Source organism: Vibrio sp. 03_296, assembly GCF_002265885.1.
In genome coordinates, this window is sequence record NZ_NPKW01000062.1 from 43,938 (window position 1) to 53,826 (window position 9,889).

Consider the following 9,889-nt stretch of genomic DNA (forward strand, 5'->3'; position numbering starts at 1 on the left):
ATCGCTGATGAGCCGTGCTTTGCCTAATGTACTTGAACTGGATTCTCAAACTGAGCTTTTAGAACGTCTTGAGTTATTGACTAATTTTGGCTCCAACCTTATCACTATTAATGGTGCTAAAGGATTTGGTAAGTCTTGGTTAGCGCAACGTTATCTAGAGCAGTATGCTCAAGAAAAAAATCAATGTTTAGTTCTGTGCCATCCTAGTCAAGATGAAAGCCAGCATCGTACGCTTATCCTTAGCCAGCTTGTCAGTGAGCCGTTGTTTAATCCACACGATGCTTTGATTGAAAGTGCAGAGCGTCTTTTTGCTGATCAAGCTTGTGACTTTGCCATTGTTATTGATGATGCTCATCTATTAAGTGAGGCGCTCGTCTCAGAGCTATGGATGTGGGTGCTGGAAGCTCAGGCTAACCCTCAATGGACCGTCAACGTCTTGATGTTTAGCGAATCAGGTCAATTAGAGTCACTGTTGACGCGTTTAGGCTACGGGCAGGAGCATAAACCAGTCGACCTTGATATTGAAAGGCTGAGTGAAACGGAAGCGATGCGCTTTTTTGAAAACCTAGTGGTTCGTTACATCGACGAAGCCAATGAGAAAAAAGTGCGTGCCGCTTTTAAGAAAGTAGACCCGATTCCAGGGGCAATTATGGCTTTAGGAGATCTCAAGGTGGAAAAAAGGATCATTATCCGCTCGATTGTGGCATCACCGGTAAATATCGTGCTCACCGTACTGATATTATTGCTGCTCGCAGCGGCCGGTTATTGGTGGATGTTCAGTCAACCCACTGCCGATGAAAAAGCGCAAGAGATTTCACGCACGCTGGAACAAACAGTGATTCCCACTTTAGAACCCACTGCCGAACCCCAGGTGATAGAAGCCGAGCAAAAAACGGAGCTGGCTCGACAGCAAGCCGAGGCATTGTCTTTACAAGGGGCACAAGATGATACCGATGCACTCCCCCCTGCGGTGAAAGAGATGACTACCAGCGTTGGCATTAGCGATCAAGATCAGCAACGTGTTGTGATTGAGTCAGATGTGGTGGACGCATTGTTGGAAAATAAGCCACAGCAGGCTGATACCAGTAAGATGGATGCCTTGGTGGCCGCGAACACGCAAACGACCCCTGTAATCGAAACGGATGCGCCAGAAAAAATCAACCATACGCTAGAACAGGATCAAGCGCCTGCGGTTGTGCGTTTTTCCTTTGCTCGTGAAGAGTTGAAAGCGTTGTCACCCAGAGGTTACACATTGCAATTGGCGGCGATGACGTCGTTGCAAGATGTTCAAGCCTTTTTAGATAAACACCAGTTGCAAAATCAAGTCCGTATTTATCCGACGTTGAGAAACGACACGGAGTGGTACATCGTGACCTACCACGATTATCCTACTATTCAGATGGCTCGAGATGCGGTGAATGAACTGCCGAAATCTCTCCAGTCGCTTGGTCCATGGGCAAAATCGCTCAGTCAGGTGCACCGAGAGATAGACCGAGTGAAATAAACCTGAGTTTCGTGGGAAAATATGTTACATTCCGCACCCTTGAAATTGGGTTGATAGATAGAGCAGTAAAGAGCATTCGATGAAAAAGCAGCGAGCCTTTCTAAAATGGGCAGGCGGAAAATATGGCCTTGTGGAGGACATCCAAAAGCACCTACCGCCAGCTCGTAAACTCGTAGAACCTTTTGTCGGAGCGGGTTCCGTATTTCTCAATACGGATTATGACCATTATCTTTTGGCCGATATCAATCCCGATTTGATCAACTTGTACAATTTGCTCAAAGAGCAACCAGAGCTCTACATCCGTGAAGCAAAGCGCTGGTTTACGCAAGAGAATAATCGTAAAGACGCGTACTTGAGCATCCGTAGTGAGTTTAACAAAACCGATGACGTGATGTTTCGCTCATTAGCGTTTCTCTACATGAACCGTTTTGGTTTCAATGGTCTATGCCGTTACAACAAAAAAGGCGGCTTCAATGTGCCTTTTGGTTCGTATAAAAAACCGTATTTCCCTGAAGCAGAATTAGAGTTTTTTGCGGAGAAAGCGCAGAAAGCAACGTTTGTCTGCGAAGGGTATCAAGAGACATTTCGTCGTGCGCGCAAAGGGTGTGTGGTGTATTGCGATCCACCGTATGCGCCACTTTCAAATACAGCCAACTTTACGTCATACGCAGGTAATGGTTTTACCTTAGACGATCAAGCCGCATTGGCGGATATTGCGGAAAAAACCGCGAGTGAAAGAGGCATCCCAGTACTTATTTCAAACCACGACACCAAACTGACGCGCCGTTTGTATCATGGCGCAGAGCTGAATGTCGTTAAGGTCAAGCGTACTATCAGCCGCAATGGCGGGGGGCGTAACAAAGTGGATGAACTGATGGCGCTTTTCCATAAGCCAGACGCCAGTTAACCCTATCGATTCATTCGTCACATTCACACTATTTCACCGAAATGGTGGATCTCCACACTGGCTTCGGTAAAATTGCGCGCACATTGGTTTGCTGTTTTGCTCGTGATTACTGAGGTCAGGTATGAAAGATTTTCTTATTGCTCCATCCATTTTGTCTGCAGATTTTGCTCGTCTAGGTGAAGATGTTGAAAAAGTCTTAGCGGCTGGGGCGGATGTTGTCCATTTCGATGTGATGGATAACCACTATGTTCCGAACCTCACTTTCGGCGCGCCAGTGTGTAAAGCGCTACGTGATTATGGCATTACCGCGCCGATTGATGTGCATTTGATGGTCAAGCCGGTCGATCGCATCATTCCCGATTTTGCCAAAGCGGGTGCATCGATGATTACCTTCCATATCGAAGCGTCTGAGCATGTCGATCGAACTTTGCAATTGATCAAAGAGCACGGCTGTAAAGCGGGCGTTGTACTTAACCCTGCGACACCGTTGGCGCATCTAGAATTCATCATGGATAAAGTGGATCTCATTTTATTGATGTCGGTGAACCCAGGCTTTGGTGGGCAGTCATTCATTCCTCACACTTTGGATAAGCTACGAGCAGTGCGTAAGATGATTGATGCGACAGGGCGTGATATCCGCTTGGAGATCGATGGCGGTGTGAAAGTGGAGAACATTCGTGAAATCGCCGAAGCGGGCGCGGATATGTTTGTTGCAGGTTCAGCCATTTTTGGCCAACCAGATTATAAAGCTGTGATTGACGAAATGCGTGCAGAACTGGCTAAAGCGTAAATTCCAGAAGCGAGGTTGCTAGATGAATCGCTTCCTCGCTTCCTCGCATTCTCGTTTTCTAGTTCTCTAGCTCCCTATCTTCCTTGCTTTCGGTTGTTTAAAAATACTCCTTGCTTAAACTGAGCCCTTTCTGTACTATTTGCCGTCCTTAAACTCGGTCAATAACCCTTAGTTCCTTGCTTCCTCTGGATGACTGAGCCAAATGTGGAAGCTAATAATCCGTAAGGAGCAAACAATGCGTCATTACGAAATCGTATTCATGGTGCACCCTGATCAAAGCGAGCAAGTTGCTGGCATGATCGAGCGTTACACAGGTTCAATCACTGAAGCTGGCGGTAAAATCCACCGTCTAGAAGACTGGGGTCGTCGTCAACTGGCTTACCCAATCAACAAGCTTCACAAAGCTCACTACGTTCTAATGAACGTTGAAGCGGACCAAGCTGTAATCGATGAGCTAGAAACTGCTTTCCGTTACAACGATGCAGTTCTACGCAACATGATCATGCGTACTAAAGCAGCTATCACTGAGCCTTCAATCATGCTTAAGCAGAAAGAAGAACGCGCTCCTCGTCGTGAAGCTGAAGCGAAAGAATTCGCTGCTGAGTAATTGATTTTATGACCAATCGAATGGAGCTGAGCGGCACCGTCGTGAAAGATCCGATTCGAAGCCAAAGCCCTGCTGGAATCACACATTGTCGATTTTGGCTCGAGCATCGCTCGGTAGTGGTTGAGGCAGATTTACCAAGACAAGTTTTCTGTCGAATGCCAGTAGTTGTCAGCGGTAAAGGGTCACAAGAGATAACTCAACAAATAGTTTTGGGCAGTAACATTAAGGTAAGTGGCTTTGTTGCTTATCAGACCGGCCGAAATGGCGTAGGTAAATTGGTGTTACATGCCGATGACATAATTCATATTTAAGATCAGGAGATAGCCCATGGCTCGTTTCTTCCGTCGTCGTAAATTCTGCCGTTTCACTGCAGAAGGCGTACAAGAGATTGATTACAAAGACGTAGCAACTCTTAAAAACTACATCACTGAAGCTGGTAAAATCGTACCTAGCCGTATCACTGGTACTAGCGCTAAGTATCAGCGTCAACTAGCTCGCGCGATCAAGCGTTCTCGTTACCTAGCTCTACTACCGTACACTGACAAGCATCAGTAATCGGTACCGTTTATTAAGAAAGAGGATTAAACAATGCAAGTTATTCTACTTGATAAAATCGGTAACCTAGGTAGCCTTGGCGACACAGTAAACGTTAAGTCTGGTTACGCTCGTAACTTCCTTATCCCTCAGGGTAAAGCAGTTATGGCTACTAAAGGCAACGTTGAGATGTTCGAAGCTCGTCGTGCAGAACTTGAAGCGAAAGTTGCTGAGCAACTAGCTTCTGCACAAGCTCGCGCTGAGAAAGTAAATGCTCTAGAAGCAGTTGTTATCTCTTCTAAAGCTGGTGACGAAGGTAAACTATTCGGTTCTATCGGTACTCGTGACATCGCTGATGCAATCACTGCAGCTGGCGTTGAAGTTGCTAAGAGCGAAGTTCGCCTTCCTGAAGGTGCTCTACGTACAACTGGTGAGTTCGAGATCAGCGTTCAACTTCACTCTGAAGTTTTCGCGACTGCTAAACTACAAGTTGTGGCTGAGTAATTTTCAGTTTCAAGACGAAATTTTAAAGCACCTCTTTGAGGTGCTTTTTTTATTGCTCGAGTTTACGGTATCAGAGGCTTGAGATTAGAAAGCAAACAGCAGATTGACGGAGAACACACTGTCAGCTTTGCTTAGACCATCGGGCACTCGGTCGTGGTATTGACGAGAGTGGGCGATCTTAAGGGCAATGTCTTCGGTTATGTTATTGGTTAAACTTAAATCACTGTCGGTTCGCGTATTGCTGTGACCACTGACGACGGTAATATCAGCCGAGAGACTCAGATTCTCTAACGCTTGCCAGCTGGTTTTTAAATTGCCACGGAAAATCCCTTCTTCGACGATTTCAGGAAAAATAATGTCATCGCCATCAATTTCATCCAAGTTTGGTTCTTGATAACGAAAGCCAGGACCGAATTCGAACTCAAGCACAAAGGTGTCCGTGCTGGCAAATTGATAACCTAAACCCGCTGAAATTGTATGGTCTTTGAAGTACGCACTGTAGCGTGAATCAATGCCTTTAAAGCTGCCGTAAAGATAGGTCTTAGGGGATAACTTGTAGTCTGATTGCAGGCTGTAAGTTGACGTGCGCTTATCTTCTTCCCCATCTTTGTATAAATTGTAGAATTTCCACTCTCCATTTGAGCGGTGGCGACCTTCCGTGTATTCCCCACTGAGGCGTGCGTTGAGCGCTTTAGAATCCGAGTTGCCTGAGTGAGCTTGATAGCCAAACTCCACTTCACTTTTCCACGGAGAGGGAAGGGCGATGTCCTTATCCAAATTATCTTCAGCATAAGCAGTTAGGCTAACGGCGTATAAACCTAACGACAGAAACCAGCGATTGGACACGAACACCTCTTATAATGTGAGCTTATGGCTCAGGATAGTACGAACATACGAGAATAGGTGCGTCAGCCTAAAGTTAAAACTTGTCAGATGGACAACAAACTCTGCATGCGGAGGCGCACATCTTAAACCATTTTGAGTATAATGACGCTAAACATAAGTTACAGAGTGTAGTCATGGCGGATAATCGAAAACGCAAAATTCCGGATAGCCAAGTAGATGCAATAAAAGTTCCTCCTCATTCCTTAGAAGCTGAGCAATCGGTGCTTGGTGGTTTGTTATTGGATAATGAACGTTGGGATACGGTTGCTGAGCGTGTGGTCAGCAAGGATTTTTATAGTCGTCCCCACCGTTTGATTTTCGATGCCATCAAAAGCATTTTGGAAGAGAACAAGCCGCTCGATCTGATTACCCTGTCCGAACATTTAGAGCGCCGTGAGCAGTTGGAAGATGTCGGTGGTTTTGCGTACCTTGCCGATTTGGCGAAAAACACGCCAAGTGCTGCCAACATTAATGCTTATGCTGATATCGTTGCAGAGCGAGCTTTAGTACGTAATCTGATCAGTGTTGCCAATGAAATTGCGGATGCGGGCTATGATCCTCAAGGCCGCAGTTCGGAAGATCTGCTCGATCTCGCTGAGAGTAAAGTGTTCGCCATCGCGGAAGAACGCACCAGCGAAAACGAAGGCCCACAAAATGTCGATTCCATTCTAGAGAAAACCTTAGAGCGTATTGAGCTACTGTACAAGAGCCCACAAGATGGTGTCACCGGGGTGGATACTGGCTTTACGGATCTGAATAAGAAAACCGCAGGTTTGCAAGGTTCTGACCTTATCATTGTCGCCGCACGTCCATCGATGGGTAAAACCACCTTTGCAATGAACTTGTGTGAAAACGCGGCGATGGATCAAGACAAGCCTGTGCTCATTTTCTCACTGGAGATGCCCGCGGAACAAATCATGATGCGTATGCTGGCCTCTTTGTCTCGTGTTGATCAGACGAAGATACGTACCGGTCAGCTGGACGATGAGGATTGGGCGCGTATTTCTTCGACCATGGGTATTTTGATGGAGAAGAAGAACATGTACATCGATGACAGCTCTGGTCTAACGCCAACGGAAGTGCGTTCACGTGCGCGTCGTGTGGCGCGTGAGCATGGTGGTTTATCGATGATCATGGTCGACTACCTTCAATTGATGCGCGTGCCGGCTCTCTCTGATAACCGTACTTTGGAAATAGCGGAGATTTCTCGCTCACTAAAAGCATTGGCGAAGGAGCTGAATGTCCCCGTGGTTGCCCTGTCGCAGTTAAACCGCTCGCTAGAGCAACGGGCAGACAAACGTCCAGTGAACTCGGATCTACGTGAATCAGGCTCTATCGAGCAGGACGCCGACTTAATCATGTTCATCTATCGAGACGAAGTGTATAACCCTGACAGCGCGCTGAAAGGAACCGCGGAGATCATTATTGGTAAGCAGCGTAACGGTCCTATCGGTTCGGTGCGTTTGACATTCCAAGGACAGTGGTCTCGCTTTGACAATTATGCCGGCCCGGCGTTTGATGATGAGTAACACGATGAATTACATGAAAGCCGCCACGGCTTGTATTGACCTTGCGGCTTTACAACACAATTTGCAGTTGATCAAACAGCAAGCCCCGCGCAGTAAGTTGATGGCGGTGGTTAAGGCAAATGGCTATGGTCATGGTTTGCGTCACGTAGCTAAGCATGCGGTTGGTGCGGATGCCTTTGGGGTTGCGCGAATTGAAGAAGCGCTACAACTGCGAGCGTGTGGTGTCGTAAAACCCATCTTGCTTTTAGAAGGGTTTTACTCTTCGGGTGATTTGCCTGTCTTGGTGACCAACAACATTCAAACGGTGGTGCACTGCGAAGAGCAGTTGTGTGCTTTGGAAGAGGCAGAGCTTGAAACTCCAGTGATGGTGTGGCTCAAGATCGATAGTGGCATGCATCGCCTTGGGGTGCGACCAGAGCAATACCAAGCGTTTGTTGAGCGTTTGCATCAGTGCCCGAATGTGGCCAAACCTTTACGCTATATGAGCCATTTTGGTTGTGCTGACGAGATGAACAACGAGATGACGCCGAAACAAATCGAGCTGTTTTTGTCGCTAACTCGAGGTTGCAAAGGTGAGCGCTCACTTGCCGCTTCCGCCGGATTACTCGCTTGGCAAGAAAGTCAATTGGAGTGGGTACGCCCGGGCATCATTATGTATGGTGTTTCTCCGTTTGGTGATAAGACCGCGTCCGAGCTGGGCTACAAACCAGTGATGACTTTAAAGTCTCATTTAATTGCAGTTCGAGATGTAAAAGCGGGCGAGTCAGTGGGATATGGCGCAACCTGGATCAGCGAACGCGATACCAAAGTGGGGGTGATTGCTATTGGTTATGGTGATGGCTACCCACGTACCGCACCCAATGGAACTCCCGTGTTAGTCAATGGCCGCAAGGTGCCGATTGCCGGTCGAGTCTCTATGGATATGCTCACGGTGGATCTCGGACCCGACGCAACCGATCATGTCGGTGATGAAGCAATTCTTTGGGGTGCTGATTTGCCAGCGGAAGAGGTGGCGCAGCATATCGGCACCATCGCTTATGAGTTAGTGACTAAACTTACGTCACGCGTTGAAATGTCTTATAGCGAATAAATCACTAATGAAATCAAAACCTGTTTTTCGCTTGGTGCTTGCGGCAACTGGCTTGTGTGCTCTGCCAACTTGGGCTGATGGCTGGCCAAGTTGGTCTCCAGACACGGCCGTAGTTCCTTACTATTTTGTCAGTGATAGCATGGGTAATACTCTGGGTGTTGCAGGACTTGCAAAGCACGTAGGGCAAGCCAATGCTTCTGTGTTGGGGACTGCGCTTTATTCTGACAAAGGAAGCTATGTCACTTATCTTTCGGCATCAAATTACCAAGTGGGTGATTTCTGGTTGCTGGGTGCGGAGAGCTATCAGGGGAAGTTTGTTGATTACGACTATTACCTTGGTGCCAACGCCAGTAATGATTCAACAGCGGCCGATCGAACGATAGCGACAGGTAAAGAAGCAATCACGCGTTTCTCCTTCCGTTATATTGTGCCTTGGGGGCATGCGGCGTTTCGCGGAGCGCGCGCTGCATTAGAACCCACTCGGCAAATTAAAGGCTTCTCGCCAGATCGCAGCGGTATCACCACCATTGAGTTTCAGCCGTTTCATACCTCTCGAGAAATTAATGCTATTGCTGGCCAAGATAGCGATTCTACCGGGCTCAGTTTGAAGTTGGATTGGGATAACCGAAATGATGTTCGCAACCCGACTCAAGGTTTTCGCACTCGACTGGATATCACCTACGCAGATGAAAACTGGGGTAATGACAACGATTGGTTGAAATATGAGTATTCCAGTAGTGGCTTTTGGAATCTAGGTGGTGTCGATGATCTTCTCGACCAACAAGTGTTTGCGTTTAACTTTTATATTGCCGATACGCCTACTTGGAATAATTGTAATACTCAAACATGCCAAAGACCGCCAGAGTTTGATCAGGTGAGTCTAGGCGGTTTATACCGATTGAGAAGTTTCTCCTCAGGGCGCTTCCATGGCAAATCGGCCATCAACTACAGCGCGGAGTACCGCGTTTTACCCAAATGGCAACCTTTGGATGATATTCCAGTGCTGAATATCTACGATATCCCTTGGTGGCAATGGGTCGCTTTTGTCGATATGGGACGAGTGAGCGACGAAAGCCGTTTCTCCGAGTTGCACAGCGATATGCAGTGGAGCGCCGGTGGCGCCGTGCGTTTTCAAGTGGAAGGCATTGTGGTGCGAGCCGAAATGGCATGGGGAAGTGAAGAGAGCCTTTTTCGTGTAATGGTCAACCAGCCATTTTAACGTTTGTCACCTCTTATGATGACTCAAGCCGAGCTAGTTGCTCGGCTTGTTGTTTGCCCAGCAAAGCTGGCAAACCCGTCCACTTGAAAGAAAATGGAGTCACCCTGACTAAGGGGAAGACAATCCGAATGGCAAGGGCGTCACTGGCTAACGGTGGGGTTTGAAGGAAGCCATAGGAAGTTAGATGTACACAACTAACCGTAACCTGTTTCGGCGGTATTGGTGGGTAAGCGTCCAACATAGCGCAAAGCCCGATACTTAGTCAGACCAATACTGTGATTGAGGGTGGGATATCTAACAGGGAGTCAGTGCAATAACTG

11 protein-coding genes are annotated in these 9,889 nt (G+C 47.4%); 10 read left to right on the forward strand and 1 reads right to left on the reverse strand.

Annotated features, from left to right (window positions below):
• Nucleotides 1–7: 7 nt before the first annotated feature.
• The 7 genes from CIK04_RS07570 (at nt 8) to rplI (ending at nt 4,846) form a co-directional block, all read left to right on the forward strand.
• Nucleotides 8–1,504 carry an AAA family ATPase gene (locus CIK04_RS07570; protein WP_097353337.1) on the forward strand — a complete coding sequence of 499 codons (1,497 nt, stop codon included), beginning with the start codon at nt 8–10 and terminating at the stop codon, nt 1,502–1,504.
• A 79-nt stretch (nt 1,505–1,583) separates the two neighbouring features.
• Nucleotides 1,584–2,411 carry a Dam family site-specific DNA-(adenine-N6)-methyltransferase gene (locus CIK04_RS07575; protein ID WP_017419662.1) on the forward strand — a complete coding sequence of 276 codons (828 nt, stop codon included), beginning with the start codon at nt 1,584–1,586 and terminating at the stop codon, nt 2,409–2,411.
• Between the two features lie 121 nt (nt 2,412–2,532).
• On the forward strand, nt 2,533–3,201 hold the full coding sequence (gene rpe / locus CIK04_RS07580; RefSeq protein WP_017789767.1) for a ribulose-phosphate 3-epimerase: 669 nt from the start codon (nt 2,533–2,535) through the stop codon (nt 3,199–3,201).
• Nucleotides 3,202–3,436: 235 nt separating this feature from the next.
• Entirely contained in the window at nt 3,437–3,808 is a 372-nt protein-coding gene (gene rpsF, locus CIK04_RS07585) for a 30S ribosomal protein S6 (RefSeq protein WP_011079362.1), read from the forward strand.
• Between the two features lie 8 nt (nt 3,809–3,816).
• On the forward strand, nt 3,817–4,119 hold the full coding sequence (priB, locus tag CIK04_RS07590; protein WP_038940294.1) for a primosomal replication protein N: 303 nt from the start codon (nt 3,817–3,819) through the stop codon (nt 4,117–4,119).
• A gap of 16 nt (nt 4,120–4,135) precedes the next feature.
• Nucleotides 4,136–4,363, forward strand: a complete 228-nt coding sequence (gene rpsR, locus CIK04_RS07595; protein WP_000090472.1) for a 30S ribosomal protein S18 — start codon at nt 4,136–4,138, stop codon at nt 4,361–4,363.
• A 33-nt stretch (nt 4,364–4,396) separates the two neighbouring features.
• On the forward strand, nt 4,397–4,846 hold the full coding sequence (gene rplI / locus CIK04_RS07600; RefSeq protein WP_017419665.1) for a 50S ribosomal protein L9: 450 nt from the start codon (nt 4,397–4,399) through the stop codon (nt 4,844–4,846).
• A gap of 84 nt (nt 4,847–4,930) precedes the next feature.
• Here the strand turns inward: rplI and CIK04_RS07605 are convergent, their stop codons facing one another.
• Complete coding sequence (locus CIK04_RS07605) at nt 4,931–5,698, reverse strand: YdiY family protein (protein ID WP_097353338.1); 768 nt, start codon at nt 5,696–5,698, stop codon at nt 4,931–4,933.
• Between the two features lie 167 nt (nt 5,699–5,865).
• Here CIK04_RS07605 and CIK04_RS07610 point away from each other — a divergent pair, with 167 nt between their 5' ends.
• The 3 genes from CIK04_RS07610 to CIK04_RS07620 are packed head-to-tail and all read left to right on the forward strand — an operon-like array spanning nt 5,866 to nt 9,569.
• A complete protein-coding gene (locus tag CIK04_RS07610; RefSeq protein ID WP_013571039.1) occupies nt 5,866–7,260 on the forward strand; it encodes a replicative DNA helicase in 1,395 nt (464 codons plus the stop codon).
• A complete protein-coding gene (gene alr, locus CIK04_RS07615; RefSeq protein WP_038940295.1) occupies nt 7,232–8,350 on the forward strand; it encodes an alanine racemase in 1,119 nt (372 codons plus the stop codon). Before CIK04_RS07610 ends, alr begins: the two co-directional genes overlap by 29 nt.
• 7 nt (nt 8,351–8,357) lie before the next feature.
• Complete coding sequence (locus CIK04_RS07620) at nt 8,358–9,569, forward strand: BamA/TamA family outer membrane protein (RefSeq protein WP_039469887.1); 1,212 nt, start codon at nt 8,358–8,360, stop codon at nt 9,567–9,569.
• The last annotated feature ends 320 nt before the right edge of the window (nt 9,570–9,889 follow it).

Excerpts from the sequence above, each read along its gene's own strand:
- CIK04_RS07575 (WP_017419662.1), top strand. The coding sequence starts at position 1,584 with ATGAAAAAGCAGCGAGCCTTTCTAAAATGGGCAGGCGGAAAATATGGC.
- priB (WP_038940294.1), top strand. The coding sequence starts at position 3,817 with ATGACCAATCGAATGGAGCTGAGCGGCACCGTCGTGAAAGATCCGATT.
- alr (WP_038940295.1), top strand. The coding sequence starts at position 7,232 with ATGCCGGCCCGGCGTTTGATGATGAGTAACACGATGAATTACATGAAA.
- rplI (WP_017419665.1), top strand. The coding sequence starts at position 4,397 with ATGCAAGTTATTCTACTTGATAAAATCGGTAACCTAGGTAGCCTTGGC.
- rpsF (WP_011079362.1), top strand. The coding sequence starts at position 3,437 with ATGCGTCATTACGAAATCGTATTCATGGTGCACCCTGATCAAAGCGAG.
- rpsR (WP_000090472.1), top strand. The coding sequence starts at position 4,136 with ATGGCTCGTTTCTTCCGTCGTCGTAAATTCTGCCGTTTCACTGCAGAA.
- CIK04_RS07620 (WP_039469887.1), top strand. The coding sequence starts at position 8,358 with ATGAAATCAAAACCTGTTTTTCGCTTGGTGCTTGCGGCAACTGGCTTG.
- rpe (WP_017789767.1), top strand. The coding sequence starts at position 2,533 with ATGAAAGATTTTCTTATTGCTCCATCCATTTTGTCTGCAGATTTTGCT.
- CIK04_RS07610 (WP_013571039.1), top strand. The coding sequence starts at position 5,866 with ATGGCGGATAATCGAAAACGCAAAATTCCGGATAGCCAAGTAGATGCA.
- CIK04_RS07570 (WP_097353337.1), top strand. The coding sequence starts at position 8 with ATGAGCCGTGCTTTGCCTAATGTACTTGAACTGGATTCTCAAACTGAG.